General features: G+C 39.5%; 16 protein-coding genes and 1 tRNA gene. 8 read left to right on the top strand and 9 right to left on the bottom strand.

All coding sequences use genetic code 11. The features are described 5' to 3' along the window. The first annotated feature begins 222 nt into the window (after positions 1-222). Together gltX and Q0O89_RS08520 are read left to right on the top strand one after the other, a co-directional pair. Positions 223-1,662: a glutamate--tRNA ligase gene (gene gltX, locus Q0O89_RS08525; protein ID WP_293731290.1), complete on the top strand. Its 1,440-nt coding sequence runs from the start codon at positions 223-225 to the stop codon at positions 1,660-1,662. Positions 1,663-1,710: 48 nt separating this feature from the next. Beyond that, positions 1,711-1,786 (top strand) — tRNA-Ala (locus Q0O89_RS08520). A gap of 113 nt (positions 1,787-1,899) precedes the next feature. Here the strand turns inward: Q0O89_RS08520 and argE are convergent. Beyond that, a complete protein-coding gene (gene argE, locus Q0O89_RS08515) occupies positions 1,900-3,042 on the bottom strand; it encodes an acetylornithine deacetylase (protein WP_293731289.1) in 1,143 nt (380 codons plus the stop codon). A gap of 104 nt (positions 3,043-3,146) precedes the next feature. Here argE and argC point away from each other — a divergent pair, with 104 nt between their 5' ends. The 3 genes from argC (at position 3,147) to argH (ending at position 6,662) form a co-directional block, all read left to right on the top strand. Then, entirely contained in the window at positions 3,147-4,157 is a 1,011-nt protein-coding gene (argC, locus tag Q0O89_RS08510; RefSeq protein WP_293731288.1) for an N-acetyl-gamma-glutamyl-phosphate reductase, read from the top strand. A gap of 1 nt (position 4,158) precedes the next feature. Next, positions 4,159-4,932 carry an acetylglutamate kinase gene (argB, locus tag Q0O89_RS08505; protein WP_293731287.1) on the top strand — a complete coding sequence of 258 codons (774 nt, stop codon included), beginning with the start codon at positions 4,159-4,161 and terminating at the stop codon, positions 4,930-4,932. A gap of 353 nt (positions 4,933-5,285) precedes the next feature. Beyond that, positions 5,286-6,662 carry an argininosuccinate lyase gene (gene argH, locus Q0O89_RS08500; RefSeq protein WP_293731285.1) on the top strand — a complete coding sequence of 459 codons (1,377 nt, stop codon included), beginning with the start codon at positions 5,286-5,288 and terminating at the stop codon, positions 6,660-6,662. 87 nt (positions 6,663-6,749) lie between these two features. Here argH and Q0O89_RS08495 read toward each other — a convergent pair whose 3' ends face one another. The 7 genes from Q0O89_RS08495 to lsrA form a co-directional block, all read right to left on the bottom strand. Next, on the bottom strand, positions 6,750-7,466 hold the full coding sequence (locus Q0O89_RS08495; protein ID WP_293731284.1) for a hypothetical protein: 717 nt from the start codon (positions 7,464-7,466) through the stop codon (positions 6,750-6,752). A gap of 2 nt (positions 7,467-7,468) precedes the next feature. After that, positions 7,469-7,768: a (4S)-4-hydroxy-5-phosphonooxypentane-2,3-dione isomerase gene (gene lsrG / locus Q0O89_RS08490; protein WP_293731283.1), complete on the bottom strand. Its 300-nt coding sequence runs from the start codon at positions 7,766-7,768 to the stop codon at positions 7,469-7,471. Positions 7,769-7,839: 71 nt separating this feature from the next. Continuing rightward, positions 7,840-8,718, bottom strand: a complete 879-nt coding sequence (gene lsrF / locus Q0O89_RS08485) for a 3-hydroxy-5-phosphonooxypentane-2,4-dione thiolase (protein WP_293731281.1) — start codon at positions 8,716-8,718, stop codon at positions 7,840-7,842. A 16-nt stretch (positions 8,719-8,734) separates the two neighbouring features. Further along, positions 8,735-9,754 (bottom strand): autoinducer 2 ABC transporter substrate-binding protein LsrB, encoded by a 1,020-nt coding sequence (lsrB, locus tag Q0O89_RS08480; RefSeq protein ID WP_273317241.1) that lies wholly within the window; start codon positions 9,752-9,754, stop codon positions 8,735-8,737. A 61-nt stretch (positions 9,755-9,815) separates the two neighbouring features. Then, positions 9,816-10,826, bottom strand: coding sequence for an autoinducer 2 ABC transporter permease LsrD (gene lsrD / locus Q0O89_RS08475; RefSeq protein WP_273317238.1), 1,011 nt, complete (start codon positions 10,824-10,826; stop codon positions 9,816-9,818). Between the two features lie 11 nt (positions 10,827-10,837). Beyond that, complete coding sequence (gene lsrC, locus Q0O89_RS08470; protein WP_273405144.1) at positions 10,838-11,821, bottom strand: autoinducer 2 ABC transporter permease LsrC; 984 nt, start codon at positions 11,819-11,821, stop codon at positions 10,838-10,840. Between the two features lie 9 nt (positions 11,822-11,830). Beyond that, a complete protein-coding gene (lsrA, locus tag Q0O89_RS08465; protein WP_273383608.1) occupies positions 11,831-13,339 on the bottom strand; it encodes an autoinducer 2 ABC transporter ATP-binding protein LsrA in 1,509 nt (502 codons plus the stop codon). A 239-nt stretch (positions 13,340-13,578) separates the two neighbouring features. Here lsrA and lsrR point away from each other — a divergent pair, with 239 nt between their 5' ends. Both lsrR and lsrK read left to right on the top strand, forming a co-directional pair. After that, complete coding sequence (gene lsrR, locus Q0O89_RS08460; protein ID WP_273317229.1) at positions 13,579-14,541, top strand: transcriptional regulator LsrR; 963 nt, start codon at positions 13,579-13,581, stop codon at positions 14,539-14,541. Between the two features lie 55 nt (positions 14,542-14,596). After that, positions 14,597-16,147: an autoinducer-2 kinase gene (gene lsrK / locus Q0O89_RS08455; RefSeq protein ID WP_293731291.1), complete on the top strand. Its 1,551-nt coding sequence runs from the start codon at positions 14,597-14,599 to the stop codon at positions 16,145-16,147. Positions 16,148-16,235: 88 nt separating this feature from the next. On the opposite strand, the gene Q0O89_RS08450 is transcribed toward lsrK, so the two are convergent. Beyond that, positions 16,236-17,060 carry an outer membrane protein assembly factor BamD gene (locus Q0O89_RS08450; RefSeq protein ID WP_293731274.1) on the bottom strand — a complete coding sequence of 275 codons (825 nt, stop codon included), beginning with the start codon at positions 17,058-17,060 and terminating at the stop codon, positions 16,236-16,238. Positions 17,061-17,158: 98 nt separating this feature from the next. Here Q0O89_RS08450 and rluD point away from each other — a divergent pair, with 98 nt between their 5' ends. Further along, positions 17,159-18,133, top strand: coding sequence for a 23S rRNA pseudouridine(1911/1915/1917) synthase RluD (gene rluD / locus Q0O89_RS08445; RefSeq protein ID WP_293731273.1), 975 nt, complete (start codon positions 17,159-17,161; stop codon positions 18,131-18,133). Positions 18,134-18,218 lie beyond the last annotated feature (85 nt).

The raw sequence follows: 18,218 nt of genomic DNA, 5'->3' as shown, positions 1-18,218 counted from the left end.
ACCAGTGACCCCCTCCTTGTAAGGGAGGTGCTCTCCCAACTGAGCTAATCGCCCGCTGTTGTGGGGCGTATTATATGGATTTATCCTTGCTCGTCAACTGCTTTTTATAAAATTTACATTAAATGGCTCAAAAATAACCATAAGCACCGAAATTTCTATTAAGCATTGCCGTAAAAAAAGGTACAATAGCCCACAATTTTGTCACGAATATGGAATATAAGAATGAAACTAGAAGCCTTATTTGATTTAGATCCTAATGTAAAAGTACGCACCCGTTTTGCGCCAAGTCCAACCGGTTATTTACACGTCGGCGGCGCACGAACTGCGCTCTATTCATGGTTATACGCCAAACATAATAATGGCGAATTTGTGTTGCGTATTGAAGACACCGACTTAGAGCGTTCAACCCCAGAAGCAACAGCTGCTATTATTGAAGGCATGGAATGGCTTAACTTAGCGTGGGAACACGGTCCGTATTTCCAAACAAAACGCTTTGACCGTTATAACCAAGTGATCGATCAAATGATTGAAGAAGGTACGGCATACCGTTGCTACTGCTCAAAAGAGCGTTTAGATGAATTGCGTGCAAACCAAGAAGCGAATAAAGAGAAACCACGTTATGACCGCCACTGCTTAGGCGATCATTCACACGATCTAAGCGAACCGCACGTTGTTCGTTTTAAAAACCCAACGGAAGGCTCAGTGATTTTTGATGATGCGGTGCGTGGGCGCATTGAAATCAGCAACAGCGAATTAGACGATTTAATTATTCGCCGCACTGACGGTTCACCGACTTACAACTTCTGCGTCGTCGTGGACGATTGGGATATGGGCATTACCCACGTTGTTCGTGGTGAAGATCATATCAACAACACGCCACGCCAAATCAACATCTTAAAAGCGTTAGGGGCAGAAATTCCAACTTACGCTCACGTTTCAATGATTAACGGTGATGATGGTCAAAAACTCTCCAAACGCCACGGTGCAGTTAGCGTAATGCAATATCGTGATGATGGCTATTTACCGGAAGCCTTGATTAACTATCTCGTACGTTTAGGTTGGGGACACGGCGACCAAGAAATTTTCTCGCGCGAAGAAATGATCGAATTATTCGATATTCATTCTGTTAGCAAATCCGCAAGTGCCTTTAACACAGAAAAATTACAGTGGCTAAACCAACACTATATGCGTAGTTTACCGGCGGAACATGTCGCTAAATACTTGGCGTGGCATATGAATGACCAAAACATTGATACCGCAAATGGTCCAACATTGGAAGAAATTATTCCTGTTTTAAGCGAACGAGCAAAAACCTTAAAAGAGTTAGCCAGCCAAAGTCGTTATTTCTATCAAGACTTTGAATCTTACGATGAAAAAGCGGCGGCTAAAAACTTCAAACCAGAAGCCATTACACCGTTGTCAAAATTATTAGAAAAATTAACCGCACTTTCTGATTGGTCTGTTGAAAATATTCATGATGCCATGAACGCAACAGCGGCAGAATTAGAAATCGGCATGGGCAAAGTGGGTATGCCGTTCCGCCTTGCTGTAACAGGTTCAGGTCAATCACCATCTATGGATATCACAGCGAAGTTAGTAGGTAAAGAAAGAACGCTTGCGCGTTTGCAAAAAGCGATTGATTTTATCAACGCACAAGCATAATTGGTCTTGACATCAGGGGCGGAGCATTTTATTATACCGCCCATTCATGGGGATATAGCTCAGTTGGGAGAGCGCTTGAATGGCATTCAAGAGGTCGTCGGTTCGATCCCGATTATCTCCACCAATTAACAAGAGTTTGAAATAATCAAACATAAAAAAGCCTTGGAAATTAACGTTCAAGGCTTTTTTTTATTTCTACATGCGCTTGAGGTATCGCACTCAAAGTGCGGTCATTTTTTAGCAAAAATGTATAATCATTTTTGTGAGTAAATCGCGCGTAGGTTGAATAAACTCGGCAGATAAAAATTCATCCGGTTGATGAGCTTGATCAATGGAACCTGGGCCTAATACCAAGGTTGGGCAAAGTTCTTGGATAAATGGGGCTTCTGTACAGTAATTCACCACTTCACATTTTTCACCCAATAATTTTTCCACCACTTGTACCACTTGAGCATTATGTTCACATTCATATCCTGGTGTTGGCTCGTGTAGATTACGAAGAGTTAAACGATCGCCATATTGCTCAAACATCGGTGCTAATTTTTCACGCAACATTTCATCCAAATCTTCCAATCGCATTGCTGGCAATGGGCGAATATCAAAATGCAATTCACAACAACCACAAATACGATTCACCGCGTCGCCACCATGAATTGCGCCTAAATTCATCGTTGGGTAGGGAATTTCAAAATCAGCATGGTGATATTTTTCACGCAACTCATTGCGTAGTTGCATCAAATAGCCTGTAGCTTCATGCATTAATTCAATGGCATTGATACCCTTAGCCGGATCACTGGAATGCCCTGATTTTCCGATAATTTGCAAGCCTTTACCAATATGCCCTTTATGCGCACGAACAGGGCGCAAAGAAGTCGGCTCGCCAATAATGGCGCAATCGGGGCGAATATGGGCATGTTTAATAAAAACACGTGTACCCAGCATGGTCGTTTCTTCATCTGCCGTGGCTAAAATACGTAAAGGCTTAGTCAGTTTTGTTAAATCAATCTGTTGAATCGCATCTAATACAAAAGCAAAGAACCCTTTCATATCTGCGGTGCCTAAGCCATAAAATTTGCCATTTTGTTCTGTCAACTTAAAGGGATTAAACGTCCAACGTCCGTCATCAAAAGGTACCGTGTCCGTATGTCCTGCCAATAATAAACCGCCTTCCCCTTCGCCATAAGTGGCTAATAAATTGTATTTGTCGTGACTTCCCTCTACAGGCAAGATCTCTGTTTTAAAGCCTAAATCCGACAACCAGGTTGCCATTATCTCGATTAAAGTGCGGTTAGAAATATCGTTTTTTTGCTCAATATCACTAATGGTAGGAATAGCAATAAGTTGAGAATACATATCAAGAAATTGCGGCAGTTTTTTCATGAGATTTCCCTATAAATAAAGGTTGATTTTTACATATTTATGCAGAATAATAGCATAACTAATCACTTAGAATGAATTTTTATCTATTATAACAGGATTAAACCATGGCACAAAAAGCAATCGTTGTGGGCGCAAGTGGCTATACGGGCGCAGAATTAGCTCGTATTCTCACTCATCACCCTGAATTTGAATTAGCAGGGTTATATGTTTCAACCAATAGTGCGGATGCAAACAAACCGATTTCTGAGCTTTATCCTCAATTACGTACAATTTGTGATTTACCCTTACAACCATTGCCCGAAGACCTTAGTGAAATTGCCCAACAAGCTGATTTAGCCTTTTTAGGTACTGCACACGAAGTAAGCCATAATCTTGCACCGATTTTCTTAGAAAATGGCTGTAAAGTGTTTGATTTATCAGGCGCGTTCCGCGTCAATAGCACAGAATTTTACACTCAATATTACGGTTTTGAACATCAATATCCTGAATTATTAGAGAAAGCCGTTTACGGTTTAGCGGAATGGAATGCCGACAAAATTGCACAAACGGATTTAGTGGCCGTGGCCGGTTGTTATCCAACGGTTTCGCAACTCAGCTTAAAACCCTTAATTGAAAATAACCTGTTAGATCTCAACCAGTTGCCGATTATCAATGCGGTCAGTGGCGTCAGTGGTGCAGGTAGAAAAGCCAGCTTAACCAGCTCTTTTTGTGAAGTCAGCCTAAATGCTTACGGTGTATTTAATCATCGCCACCAACCTGAAATTTCCACTCACTTAGGCACAGAAGTGATTTTCACACCGCATTTAGGCAATTTTAAACGCGGTATTCTCGCTACCATTACGGCAAAACTGAAAGCAGGCGTCACTGATGAACAAATCAAAGCGGCCTATGCACAATATTACGCCAACCGCCCATTAGTTCGCGTTTATGAAAGTGGATTACCAACAATTAAAGCGGTAGAATTTACTCCGTATTGTGATATTGGCTTTGCCACCAAAAATGGGCATATCATTATCGTGGGTACAGAAGATAACTTATTAAAAGGTGCGGCAGCACAAGCTGTGCAATGTGCCAATATTCGTTACGGTTTTAATGAAGTATTAGGATTAATTTAATATGCGACCATTAGTGATTAAATTAGGTGGCGTACTGCTTGATACGCCCGAAGCAATGCACAATTTATTGACCGCGCTTGGCGATTATCTCAAAAACGGCAGCCGTCCATTAGTTATTGTTCACGGTGGTGGGATTGTAGTAGATAACTTACTTAAACGCTTAAATCTACCTGTGCAAAAGAAAAACGGTTTGCGCATCACGCCTAGCGATCAAATTGATATTATCGTTGGTGCATTAGCAGGTATTGCGAACAAAACGCTCGTTGCTCAAGCCGCTAAATTTAACTTAAACCCTGTAGGATTGAGTTTGGCTGATGGAGAAATGACCGTAGCAAAACAATTCGATCCTGAGTTAGGTCACGTAGCCAATGTCGAACCCAATAAAGCGGATTTATTGAACAACCTACTTTCAAGTGCGTTTTTGCCCATTATCAGCTCCATTGCAGTGGATGGAAATGGTTTACTGATGAATGTGAACGCTGACCAAGCTGCGACAGCTATCGCGGCATTGATTAATGCCGATCTCGTCATGCTTTCTGATGTGAATGGCGTTTTAGATGCGAACAAGAAATTGATTGCTACGCTCAATTCTGCACAAATTGCACAATTAATTGAAGATCAAGTCATTACTGATGGCATGATTGTCAAAGTTAACGCCGCCTTGGATGCAGCAAAAATTCTCGGTCGCGGTGTGGATATTGCGAACTGGAAATACCCCGAAAAATTAACCGCACTTTTCGCCGGTGAAATTATCGGAACAAGAATTACGGCATAGAAAACATCCCCGTCTGAGTTGCCCGAGCGTTTTGAAATTATTACTCGCTACGCTCGCACTACGTGCCGTTGCTAAAGCAACGTTCAAAACGCAAGCGTTTTGTAGCAAAATTCAGTATGTTTGAGCGAAGCGAGTTCTGGAATTTTGCGTTAAAAAAATTTCAAATAAGCGAGGAAAAGCAACAAAGTCGGGGCGTGTTTCTTTTGCTTACTTTTCTTTGCACGAGCAAAGCAAAAGTAAGTCGCCATCGGCGAAATCCGATTTTGAAATAATAAAGAAAACATACTCTCTTAGTTCTAATTTTAGGAAACCCTAACACATTGAATTAATAGAACAACAAAAAGGAAAATAACATGGCTCTATGGGGCGGACGCTTCACGCAAGCAGCAGACAAACGTTTTAAAGATTTTAATGACTCCCTTCGTTTTGATTATCGTCTTGCAGAACAAGATATTGAGGGTTCAATCGGTTGGTCAAAAGCATTGGTCAGCGTGAATATATTAACTGCAGAAGAGCAACAACAATTAGAAGTCGCGCTAAATGAGCTACTCGTTGAAGTGCGGTCAAATCCACAGGCAATTTTGCAAGATGATGCAGAAGATATCCACAGTTGGGTGGAATCCAAACTCATTGATAAAGTAGGAAATTTAGGTAAAAAACTTCACACAGGGCGTTCTCGTAATGACCAAGTAGCCTTGGACATCAAAATGTGGTGTAAAGCACAAGTGCTTGAATTAAAACAAGCAGTGCGTGATTTACAAGCTAAATTAGTGGAAACCGCAGAAAATACACAAGATGCCGTTATGCCGGGTTATACCCATTTACAACGGGCGCAACCGATTAGTTTTGCCCACTGGTGTATGGCTTACGTGGAAATGTTAGAACGAGATCATTCACGTTTAACGGATGCTTACCGTCGTATGAACAGCTGCCCTCTGGGTAGCGGTGCATTAGCAGGGACAGCTTATCCTATTGATCGTGAACAACTGGCTAAAGATTTAGACTTTGCATTTGCAACACGTAACAGCTTAGACAGCGTATCAGACCGTGACCATATTATTGAATTACTTTCAACCGCCTCATTGAGCATGGCACACTTATCACGTTTTGCGGAAGATATGATCATCTTCAATAGCGGTGAAGCAGATTTTGTGGAATTGTCTGACCGCGTGACATCAGGTTCATCCCTAATGCCACAAAAGAAAAACCCTGATGCTTGCGAATTAATTCGAGGTAAAGCAGGGCGTGTCATTGGCTCATTAATGGGAATGTTAACCACGGTAAAAGGCTTGCCACTTGCCTATAACAAAGACATGCAAGAAGATAAAGAAGGAATTTTTGATGCCTTAGATACTTGGCACGATTGCTTAACTATGGCGGCCTTTGTATTAGAAGACATTAAAGTCAACGTAGAACGTACGCGTGAAGCGGCATTAAAAGGCTATTCAAATGCCACAGAATTAGCCGATTACCTTGTTGCCAAAGGTGTCCCATTCCGCGATTCGCACCATATTGTAGGTGAAACCGTGGTTTATGCGATCAAGGTTCACAAAGGCTTGGAAGACTTAAGCGTGGAAGAATTCCGCCAATTTAGTGATGTGGTTTCCGAAGATGTATATGAAATCCTATCATTACAATCTTGCTTAGACAAACGCTGCGCCAAAGGTGGGGTTTCACCAGTTCGTGTAGCCGAAGCTATTGCAGAAGCCAAAGCACGCATTCAAGCATAATAAAAAACAATCAAAAACGACCGCACTTTGTATGAAGTGCGGTCGTTTTGTTTGGTTGCACCACCATGCTAATAGATATAAAAAAATTCAGTGAAAATTATTTTTTACTTTCTCCCACGATTGGAGATTAGAACTTAAGTCTGCCTTAAACAATGCACTTCCTGACACAAACCAATTAACTCTACAATTTTCTGATAGATAATTAGCCATTTCTAATGTCATTGCACCATCAACACTGATAATTTTATTATCTAACTCATCTCCAAAAATTGACCATAATTCTTGGATGCGATTAGAGATAATCTTGACATCAAACTTCTTCCCACTTATTGGGTTTAAAGTTAATAACTGAATCACATCTACATCATCAATATATTCGCCCAGTAAAGACAATTCTGTTTCAGGAAAAAGACTAAGCCCAGCTAAAACAGAATATTCATTACTTTTATATGTATTATATTGTGTTCTAATCCATTGCAGAGTTTCTCGTAAGTAAATTCTGTTCTCTAATTGTAACGTAATAAGATTAGCCCCATTTCTTATGCAATCTTCTACAACCCCTTGTTGATTATTTACCATCAAATGTACATCTTTAAAATAATCTTGAGAAAATTGTTTGATTGCAATACTTCCAACCGTAAATAAGGGAGAAAAATTCCCATCAGCAATATCAAAATGCAAAATATTCAATTTATGAGATTTCAATATATTTAATTTTTGATTGAATTCCAACCACGGTGCAGCAAGAATACCTACACTTAAATATTGCTGTTTTAATTCTTGAATAAGTAAATCATTGTTCATTTTTATACTTCTCTTGGTAAGATCCATTCAAAAATTTTCTTACTTCTAGATCCCGTCATAATGCTTTCAAGCTCCTGAACACAACGATGATAATGTTGTGTTTGTCTATGAGCTTCTAACGCAGCTTCATTTTCATATACTTCATAAGCATAAAAACGTGTTCTTATTTCAGGATCCCTTAACACATCAAAACGCAAATTTCCCGCTTCTTGTCTTGTTCCAATATGATTTCTTTCAAATACTTCTAAAAATTCGTTTTCTTTGCCTTCTTTCACATTAATTTCAACTAACATTGCAAACATAAATCCTCCTAACAAATAACATACTTATTAAGGAAATAGATTGGCAGAAGAATCTGCCAATCTTAATATGATTAACGAGCTTTTTCTTCTAAATAAAGTTGATAAGCTTTTTCTGCAGTTTCTCCACCATGAACAACGGCTTGCACGGCTTTTAGCATGGCAATTGGGGAATCTGATTGGAAAATATTTCTGCCCATATCAACACCTAATGCTCCTTGATCTATTGCTTGGTAGCACATTTCCAACGCTTCTTTTTCAGGTAATTTTTTCCCACCAGCAATGACGATAGGTACTGGACAACCTGATGTTATACGTTCAAATCCTTTTTCTACATAGTAGGTTTTAATAATATGTGCACCCATTTCCGCTGCTATACGTGTTGCTAAAGAAAAATAGCGTTGATCTCTTGCCATATCTTTACCAACCCCCGTTACCGCCATCACAGGCATTCCATATCTGCTACCTTGATCCACAAGTTGAATAATATTCTTGATCGATTGATGTTCATATTCAGAACCAATATATACTTGAGCTGCCATTGCAGAGACATTGAGCCGCAATGCATCTTCAATACTGACAGCTACAGCTTCGTTAGATAGCTCAGTCAGTATTGAATTTGCCCCTGATGCACGCAAAGCTACGGGTTTACGAGTATCAGGCGGAACCACACTGCGTAAAATACCTCGTGTGCACATAAGCACATCGGTATATTCGAAAAGTGGCGCAATATTTAGGTCAATACGCTCTAATCCAGTCGTAGGACCTTGGAAATAACCGTGATCAAATGCCAACATAATTGTTTTTCCCGTTTTAGGATTAAATATATTGGCAAGACGAGATTGCATTCCCCAGTCTAATGCACCGGACCCTTTTAAATAAAAGGCTTTATTTGTTTGTGGGATTCCAATACCAAAATCTTTACCATCTCGAATATCATCTAAATCAGCCATGCTTTACTCCTTCTACTTAGAAATCATAGTTATCAATATTTTCTTTTGTAAATACAACACGCTCTGGTAAAAGAACAATACCGTTATTTTTTGCTTCGTGTGTATAACCCTGAACACTGTTTGGCGAAATTGAGACCTCGCCAACACCTTCTACGGTAAATTTATCACCGATATTAAATGATTTTCCTTTGAGTAATTCATTGGCGACTGCAACGGAAAGTTTGCCTTGTTTAACAACGTCCCAAAGCCCAAATTGATTTACTGTGCCTCGTTTAACATAAGGGCGCATTACATTTGGGGTACTAAAACCAACGACAACTGTACCTTGGCGTTTTAAGTTTTCTACAGCTTGCGCTGCTGCAGGAAGCGCATTCGCATCTGGCGCAATAATTGCATCTAGATCTGGATAGGCTTTCAAAATCCCTTCTGCCGTTTGAAGTGACTTGATTGCATCGTTATAACCAAATTGAGTGGTGACAATTTCCCATTGTGGAAATTCTTTCTCAATTTTGGCTTTAGCTTCTTTCACCCATTGATTTTGATCGGTGACAGTTGGGCTTGAATAGAAAAATGCAACTTTAGCATTGGGTTTAGAAATTTGGCTAGATGCCATATCTACTAGCATTGAGCCTAATTGTGTTGGTGTACCTTGATTAATATAGTAACTACGGCATTCTGGTTGCGTATCTGAATCCCAAGTCAGCACTTTTACTCCGCGTTTCATCGCTCTTTTTAAGGTTGAACATAAACCATCAGGTGACACCGCAGAGACAATAATGGCGTTATAACCTTGATTAACAAAGTTATTGATCATCTGAACTTGGTTTGAAACACTTGGCTCTGCAGGTCCATCATAAGTCACATCAACACCTAAAACTTTCCCCATTTCAACCGCACCTTGCCCACCACTAGTGAAAAATCCTACGCCCACTAATTTAGGAATGAATGCTACCTTATCAGCAGCTTGTGCAGTTGCAAGAGTAGCCAAGCCCAATGAAATCGCTAACGCTGTATTTTTTATTACGGAATGTTTCATAAAACTTCTCCTATAAAAGTTAAGTTGAGTTTTGAGAAAACATACTAAATCGCCAGTATGTTTAGCTTTGCGTACTACTTTGTTGATTGAAATACTTTCTTTTGAACCAAGATTGAATCGTTGAACGATGTGTATTTACGGACTTTCCAACTAATACGATAATTAATAATGCTCCTGATAGTGCACTGGATGTCTCATTAGAAATACCTACCATTTGTAATCCTTGTTGCAAATAGCCAATCAATAATGAAGCAATTGCGGTCCCTATCACAGAACCTGAGCCACCATAGATATTTGCGCCACCTAATACCACTGCAGTTAAAGCAGGCATTAGTAAAGAGCTACCTAAATCTGACCGTGCTGAGCCAAAATAGGAAACCAGCAAAACCGCAACAAATGCTGCAATAAGTCCAATAGAAGCATAGATAATAAAAAGTGTTTGATTTATAGGCACTGCGCTATATTTGGAAACTCGTTGACTTTGTCCAATTAAGAAAGTACTACGTCCAATTTTGGTGCGATGCATTAATAACCAAAAGAGAAAAGTAGTAAGTAGAAAATAAAGGATCGGTGTTGGGATAACCCAAATCGTATGGTTGGCAAAATCAAGTAATATATCCGGAAAGCCTCCAATTCCTTCGTATCCTGTTGCCCCTGCAAATCCCGAGAGTAACAATGCTCCACCACCGAATAAATACATAGTGCCCAGTGTAATCACTAAAGGATTTACTTGTGTGTAAATAATCAAAGCAGCATTTATCACACCACAAGTTATGCCTACGACAAATGTAGCAAAAATTGCGGCTGATAATGGAAGTTCTAGCTTAAATAAGACACCGAGTGTAATGGCACATAACCCAACAACCGAACCAAAAGAAATATCCATTCCCCCACTAACAATAATGAGTGTAAGTGGTAAAGCGAGCATCCCAATATAGATAAAATCACTCGTGCTATTTAACAAAACATTGAGATCTAGCAGTCTTGGATTAAACATTCCAAAACCAAGTATTTCAATAATGAGTAAGCCAAATAAAGCCATCTCCCAGCTATATTTTTTTGCAAGTTGCATACTAAACTCCCCTATTCTTTATCCGCCTTTAAAAAGCGTGCATAACGTTGTTGTTTAATATTATTTGCTATCATTACTCGAATACGACCATCAAAGACAAGTACAGCAAGCAATACGATTCCTGCTACAAAATTATTCCAATATGCAGGGACTTTCATTAAGACTAAAATGGTATCAATTTGAATTAAGAAATAAGCTCCAAGCACTGCACCGACAATATTCCCGGCTCCGCCTAATAAACTAATTCCACCTAATACGCAGGCTGCAATTGCCTTCATTTCTAGACCATTACCTGTAGAATTAGGGACAAATCCAATTTGGGAAGCGAAGATAATACCTGCTAGAGCCGCCATTGCGCCATTTACCGCAAAGGCAACAATGCGAACAGCATTGACTTTTACTCCGAGTTGTAATGCCCCTTGCAAATTATCCCCAACGGCATAAAAGTTACGCCCTAATCGAGATTTAGTTAAGAAAAGGTAAGTTAAAAGAATAAAAACGAGAACTGCAAATCCAATTGGCGAGATATTAAAAAATAAAGGTTCTGAGAGTGTTTTTAACGATTGTGGCAATCCTTCAATCCATTTCCCCCCAGTAAGCACTAACATTATTCCTTTATATAAACCAAGTGTTCCTAGCGTTGCAACAATTGCTGGAATTTTAAGTAAAGTGACAAGAACACCGTTAAATCCCCCTGTGAGTACACCGCAGCATAACGTAATAATACAAGCACTCAAAAGCGAGTAACCTGAATTTAATAAGCTTCCTGCGATAACGGCACTTAATCCCATAATAGAACCGACAGAGACATCAATGTTTCGAGTTAAAATAACAAAGGTCGCCCCTATTGCGAGCAATGCTAAGATTTGAGCGGAATTAAAGATCATCGTCAAAGTTTGAAAGCTAAAGTCCCCAACGACTGACAACAAACTAAACAACAGCAAAATGGCAACTAAAATAGTGAGTTCACGGTTATTTTGAATAAATTTCCACATATCTATCTCCTATCCACTAAATGCCATACGCATAATGTTATCCGTATTAATTTCGCCACCTGATAATGAACGGCTGATTGCACCATCGTGCATAACCAGTACGCGATCAGACATCTGTTCTATCTCTTCTAAGTCTGAAGAAATAAATAAGATCGCAACATTTTGTTTTGCAATACTTTGAATTAGCTGATAAATATCGGCTCTAGCTCCAATATCTACACCACGAGTCGGTTCATCGACAATTAAAAGTTTAGGATTTGCTTCTAAACATTTCGCTACAAGGATTTTTTGCTGATTTCCGCCAGATAAGGTTCTCACAGGTTGTTGTGAATGATTGAACTTAATCCCCATGGCACGATAATAACGTTCTAAAATAGCATCTTCTTTTTTCTCATTAATCCAAAAGCCAATATCGTTATAGGTTAATCCACAAGTATTCCAACTAAGGGGCGCGTCTAAATATAGCCCTGATGCTTGTCTATCTTCAGGTAAATACACAAGCCCTTCGGCAAGACGCTGTTTAATGCTGTAAGAGTTAATCAATGTACCATCAAAATGAATTTCACCTGATTGCGCTGAACGTAATCCATAAAGTGTTTCAGCCAATTCGGTTCTACCTGCTCCAACGACACCAGCCAACCCCAAAATTTCGCCAGGATAAATATCAAAAGAGATATTTTTAAAGCCTTCCCCAGTCAATGCCTTAACCGTAAGAATAGGTTCATTAGTTGATTTCACTCTTTTCTGTCCCGGTAAATCTAACCAAAGACGTTGGCTTTCTGTAAGTTGAGTATTTTTGGCTTTAGGTGTAATCGCACTAATCACTTCATCGTGATTAATTTCTTTGGTCGCACCGCTCAATGCAATATAGCCATCTCGCATTACACTGACCCAATCCGAAATTGCCCAAACTTCAGGTAGCTTATGGGAAATAAAAACAATCCCAACGCCTTTGGCTAATAAGGATTTAATTTGTCTGAATAAATTTTCTGTTTCAGCAGGTGTTAAAGAAGCTGTAGGCTCATCAAGAATAAGAATAGATGCATCACGAATTAGTCCACGCATAATTTCAACTAATTGCTGATCAGCAACATCCAATAACCCAGCTTGCATATCTAGGTTTAAATGCGAATTTAAATCCTGTAAAAGTGCGGTTAATTTTGACGATAAATTTGCAGTACGTGGTACACCAAATAAAATATTCTCTTTCACACTTAAATTGGGAAAAAGTAAAGGTTCCTGTGGAACAAGATAAATTCCTAAACTATGCGCTTTACTTGGTGTAAGGTTTGAGCGAACTTTTCCCTTAATTTCTAGTACACCAGAATCCTGAGGCTGAATACCAGCAATAATTTTCATTAGAGTCGATTTACCGGCACCATTTCCGCCTAATAACGCATGCACTTGTCCTGCATATAATGAAAAATTAATTTCTTTTAATACTGAAACACCAGAAAAAGCCTTGCTCACATTGCTGACTTTAAGTAATAGCGGAGCAGTAGAACTCGTCTTATCCATATATGCCTCACTTTTAACAATGAACAAATGATTTTAAAATTTTCATTTGTTTGAAGCATAAACCATTTTCAAAACAAATAATGTGATATACTTCACATTATGAAAAGAAAATTTCATATAAAATCAGTTTAACTAGAAAATGTGATCCTACTCACAGATTTATAAAAAATTTAAATTGAACATTTGATTTAAAATCATTTCAGATGAATAATCTACTACAAGTGAATTCAGGACAAGATATGACAATACTCGATGAACATAATGACTCTTATTTCTCAAACGAAGAAGAGCTACTTGCACGCATTGCTTGGTTTTACTACCACGACAACCTTACTCAAAGTGAAATTGGAGACATAGTGGGGTTACCCAGACTGAAAGTTTCTCGTCTCTTAGAAAAAGGTCGTCAAATAGGCATTATAAAAGTACAAATTAATTCAAAATTTAAAGGCTGTTTAGAACTTGAAGAAGCATTAAAACATCGCTTCCAACTAAAGCACATTCGAGTTTTACCCGAGTTGGAAAACCATGAAGTTAATAATCGTTTAGGTATTGGCGCATCTCAGATGCTTGCTTCCATTTTATTACCGAAACAAATTCTTTCTTTTGGGTTTGGCGACACCGTAATGCATACGGTGAAATACAGTAATGAATTGATTAAACAACATCAAATCAAACTTATTACCCTTACAGGAGGCGTGGGGCCTTATATGCAAAGTGTTGGGCAACTTGATGGCAGTTGCTCTATCAGCATTATTCCTGCTCCCTTGAGAGCTTCTTCAGCAGAAGCCGCTCAACTTTTCCAGAAAGAAGGGTATGTACGAGATATTATGCTTGCAGCAAGCCGTGCTGATGTCGCTATAGTAGGAATAGGTTCTACAGGGCAGAAAACGCGTTCTACACTTCTGAAAACAGGATATATTTTAAATGAACAGCAGTTAGAAGAATTTAAGCAACAAGGTGCAGTGGGTGATATTTTAGGTTATTTCTTAAACGAAGATGGTGTAGTACTTTCAGATATGCCTATTCACCAAGAACTTATTAGTGTTTCTCTCGACAATCTCAAACAGATTCCTACGGTGATTGGGGTTGCAGGGGGCGAAGATAAAGTTGAAGCGATATTGGCTGCACTGAAAGGGAAACATATCAATGCGTTAGTTACTGAAGAGAAAACGGCACGGAAGATCTTAACTCAAATTGTGTAACGTGCTTTTCTCGCTTGGCTTAGAGGAGAAAACTATGAGCGGTACAACATATTTAATGGCACTAGATGCTGGTACAGGTAGTATCAGAGCAGTGATTTTTGATACAGAAGGTAATCAAATCACTGCTTCACAAAAGGAATGGACGCATTTATCTGATCCCAATATACCAGGATCAATGGAGTTTGATCTGAATAAAAATTGGCAACTTGCTACCGTTTGTATGAAAGAAGCTCTCGAAAAAAGCCGTATTTCTCCACAGCAAATTGCGGCAATTTCAAGCTGTTCAATGCGAGAAGGTATCGTATTGTACGATCAACATAAAACGCCCATTTGGGCGTGTGGCAATGTTGATGCAAGAGCAATAGAAGAAGTTGTCGAACTAAAAACGCTTTATAATCAAACTTTCGAATCTCAGGTCTATCATATTTCTGGACAAACTCTCGCTCTCAGTGCCTTACCCAGACTGCTTTGGCTAGCTCATCATAAAAGTGAACTATATCGTCAAGCAAAATATATCTCAATGATCAGCGATTGGCTTGGCTTTATGTTAAGTGGAGAGTTAGCTGTTGAACCGTCTAATGCAGGTACAACAGGCATGCTTAATCTCTCTACGCGCCAATGGCATCAAGAGTTATTGGAAATGGCAGGGCTAAATCCTGATATTCTACCCCCAGTCAAGGAAACAGGTGAAAAATTAGGGGAAATCACCGCACTTGCCGCCCAACAAACAGGGCTAATTGCAGGAACACCCGTTATCGTTGGTGGGGGCGATGTGCAATTAGGTTGTCTAGGACTGGGTATCACTCAACCTGAACAAGCAGCAATTATCGGTGGCACATTTTGGCAACAGGTTGTCAATTTGCCAAATCCAATTACTGATCCGGAAATGAATGTAAGAGTGAATCCGCACGTTATTTCACCGTTAGCACAAGCCGAATCTATCAGCTTTTTCACAGGGTTAACAATGCGATGGTTCAGAGATGCGTTTTGTGAAGAAGAAAAAGCGGTTGCAAATCGCTTAGGCATTGATGCTTATACCTTATTAGAACAAATGGCAGAAAAAGTGCCAGCAGGTTCAAACGATGTTATCCCGATTTTTTCTGATGCAATGCATTTCAAATCGTGGTATCACGCTGCCCCCTCTTTTATTAATTTATCTATAGATCCTAACAAATGTAATAAAGCTGTGCTTTTCAGAGCATTGCAAGAAAATGCAGCGATTGTTTCATCTTGTAACCTTGATCAAGTAAAAAAATTTGCAGGCGTTAATCTGACGTCTGTCGTTTTCGCTGGAGGAGGATCAAAAGGAAAACTCTGGAGTCAAATTCTAGCCGATGTCACAGGTTTAACCGTCAATATCCCTGTTGTTAAAGAAGCAACAGCGTTAGGATGTGCTATTGCAGCCGGTGTAGGTGTTGGGCTTTATTCATCACTTCAAGAAGCAGGTCAAACACTTGTCAAATTTGAACGACAACATACACCTAATAAAGAAAATTACATTCTATACCAAAAACATAAGGAGAAATGGTTAGATATTTATCGTCAGCAACTGCATCTTGTTGATGAAGGCTTAACAACATCCTTATGGAAGGCACCTGGGCTTTAGAAATATTATCCTATAATGTTATTTCATTATCAAAAACGACCGCACTTTGTATGAAGTGCGGTCGTTTTTTTTGGTTGATTATATCGAATTATTCAGCGGTTTTTTCTGGTTCTGAATCACCGAATTTTAGCCATGATGGTAAACTTAAGAATGGCTCATCAGGTTTGTCAGCTTCTTTAATGATTTTACCTTCATTGGCCTTCACTAATGCGGCGGCTTTTTGTTCTAATTGAGTTAATCCCATTTCGTGATAAGCTTCTTGCATTAATGGCAAGGCTTCTAATGTCGCGTAAGTATCCGGGTATAAACGCAACATATCTGTCACACGATTTGATACCGCAACCCATGCTTTGCGTTTCGCGTAGAATTTTGCAATTTCTAATTCATGGCGTGCCAAACGGTCTTTAATATAAGCCATTCGCGTTAAGGCATCAGGGGTATATTGGCTGTTTGGGAAATGTTGCACCAATGTTTGGAAGTTACTAAATGCCGTTTTCATGGAAGTCGTTTCTCGCGTTGAGCGATCGATACCAAATAAATCCTGAAGATAGTTATCGCCCATAGACATATTCGTTAATGCCGCCATATAAAGCACATAATCTGTGTATGGACTGCCTGAATGTTGTTGTAAGAAACGATCTGCTGTAACAAGTGCGGTCGTATAATCTTGGGTTTTATAGGCCACATAAATTAAATTTAATTGGGCTTGTTCGCTATAAGTGCCGCCCGGGAAACGTGTATCAACAGCTTGTAAATAGCGCGTTGCATCAGAATATTCTGCATTTTGTAAATGTGATTGACCTATCGTAAAAAGCTCTTGCTCCGATGCTTGCTCTACATCTTTGCTGCTTGAGCATGCCGTAATAGCTAACGCTGTCAATGTGGCGAATGCAAGCGATTTTAATTTACGCATAACCTTATCCTTTTCTATCTAAAAATGTGCTATTGAGTTACAATATTTGCCGTATTTTATAGAACATTATTCATTAAATCACGGATTTTTTATTATTTATGGCTCAAATTACCCTTTCAGCTGAAGTTCAGCAAGAACAAATGGGACAGCGTTTAGACCAAACTTTGGCAGAGTTGTTCCCTGAATATTCTCGTTCACGTTTAAAAACGTGGATTGAACAAGATCTTGTTCTTATAAACGGGAAAGTATCAAATATTCCACGTGCAAAAGTATTAGGCGGCGAACAAGTAGAGATTACAGTGGAAGTAGAAGACGAAACCCATTTTACCCCTGAAAATATTCCACTTAATATTGTCTACGAAGATGAACATATTTTAGTCATTAACAAACCCAAAGATTTTGTCGTTCACCCCGGTGCCGGTAATCCAAGCGGTACTGTGCTTAACGCTTTGCTTTATCACTATCCACAAATTGCCGAGGTGCCGCGAGCAGGGATCGTACATCGCTTAGACAAAGACACCACAGGACTAATGGTCGTCGCCAAAACGATTCCTGCGCAAACCCAGTTAGTACGTGACTTGCAAAAACGCAAAATCACACGTGAATATGAAGCTGTGGCATTTGGCGTGATGACCAAAGGCGGCAAAGTGGATGAACCTATGGCGCGTCATCCAACCAAACGCACCGCCATGGCAGTGCATCCAATGGGTAAACCTGCGGTAACCCATTACCGTATTATGGAACATTTCCGTAACTACACGCGCTTACGTTTACGCTTAGAAACAGGGCGTACGCACCAAATTCGTGTACATATGGCGCATATTGCTCACCCATTACTCGGTGATCAAACCTACGGCGGTCGTCCACGTCCACCCAAAAATGCGAGCGAACATTTTGCCGAAGTCTTGCGTAATTTCCAACGCCAAGCATTACACGCGATTATGTTACGTTTAGAACATCCAATTACAGGGGAATTAATGGAATGGCATGCCCCATTACCTGATGACTTTGTGGAATTGATTGCGGCGCTGAAAGAAGATTATCAGTTGCATAAAGATGAATTGGATTACTAAGAATATAGAATAAGAACAAAAAGTGCGGTCATTTTGATCTGACCCCAAAAAGTTAGACTGATTTAGTTCAAGGACTGAGTTTTGT

It is taken from the genome of uncultured Actinobacillus sp., assembly GCF_945915845.1.
Classification (GTDB): domain Bacteria; phylum Pseudomonadota; class Gammaproteobacteria; order Enterobacterales; family Pasteurellaceae; genus Exercitatus.
This window is presented reverse-complemented; position numbering and strand designations above follow the sequence as displayed.

What these genes read in the sequence shown, in the direction of transcription:
- lsrF (WP_293731281.1), bottom strand. Translation starts at nt 8,718, where the DNA reads ATGGCTGATTTAGATGATATTCGAGATGGTAAAGATTTTGGTATTGGA.
- Q0O89_RS08450 (WP_293731274.1), bottom strand. Translation starts at nt 17,060, where the DNA reads ATGCGTAAATTAAAATCGCTTGCATTCGCCACATTGACAGCGTTAGCT.
- lsrA (WP_273383608.1), bottom strand. Translation starts at nt 13,339, where the DNA reads ATGGATAAGACGAGTTCTACTGCTCCGCTATTACTTAAAGTCAGCAAT.
- lsrC (WP_273405144.1), bottom strand. Translation starts at nt 11,821, where the DNA reads ATGTGGAAATTTATTCAAAATAACCGTGAACTCACTATTTTAGTTGCC.
- lsrG (WP_293731283.1), bottom strand. Translation starts at nt 7,768, where the DNA reads ATGTTTGCAATGTTAGTTGAAATTAATGTGAAAGAAGGCAAAGAAAAC.
- argC (WP_293731288.1), top strand. Translation starts at nt 3,147, where the DNA reads ATGGCACAAAAAGCAATCGTTGTGGGCGCAAGTGGCTATACGGGCGCA.
- argE (WP_293731289.1), bottom strand. Translation starts at nt 3,042, where the DNA reads ATGAAAAAACTGCCGCAATTTCTTGATATGTATTCTCAACTTATTGCT.
- lsrD (WP_273317238.1), bottom strand. Translation starts at nt 10,826, where the DNA reads ATGCAACTTGCAAAAAAATATAGCTGGGAGATGGCTTTATTTGGCTTA.
- argB (WP_293731287.1), top strand. Translation starts at nt 4,159, where the DNA reads ATGCGACCATTAGTGATTAAATTAGGTGGCGTACTGCTTGATACGCCC.
- lsrK (WP_293731291.1), top strand. Translation starts at nt 14,597, where the DNA reads ATGGCACTAGATGCTGGTACAGGTAGTATCAGAGCAGTGATTTTTGAT.
- lsrR (WP_273317229.1), top strand. Translation starts at nt 13,579, where the DNA reads ATGACAATACTCGATGAACATAATGACTCTTATTTCTCAAACGAAGAA.
- gltX (WP_293731290.1), top strand. Translation starts at nt 223, where the DNA reads ATGAAACTAGAAGCCTTATTTGATTTAGATCCTAATGTAAAAGTACGC.
- Q0O89_RS08495 (WP_293731284.1), bottom strand. Translation starts at nt 7,466, where the DNA reads ATGAACAATGATTTACTTATTCAAGAATTAAAACAGCAATATTTAAGT.
- lsrB (WP_273317241.1), bottom strand. Translation starts at nt 9,754, where the DNA reads ATGAAACATTCCGTAATAAAAAATACAGCGTTAGCGATTTCATTGGGC.
- argH (WP_293731285.1), top strand. Translation starts at nt 5,286, where the DNA reads ATGGCTCTATGGGGCGGACGCTTCACGCAAGCAGCAGACAAACGTTTT.
- rluD (WP_293731273.1), top strand. Translation starts at nt 17,159, where the DNA reads ATGGCTCAAATTACCCTTTCAGCTGAAGTTCAGCAAGAACAAATGGGA.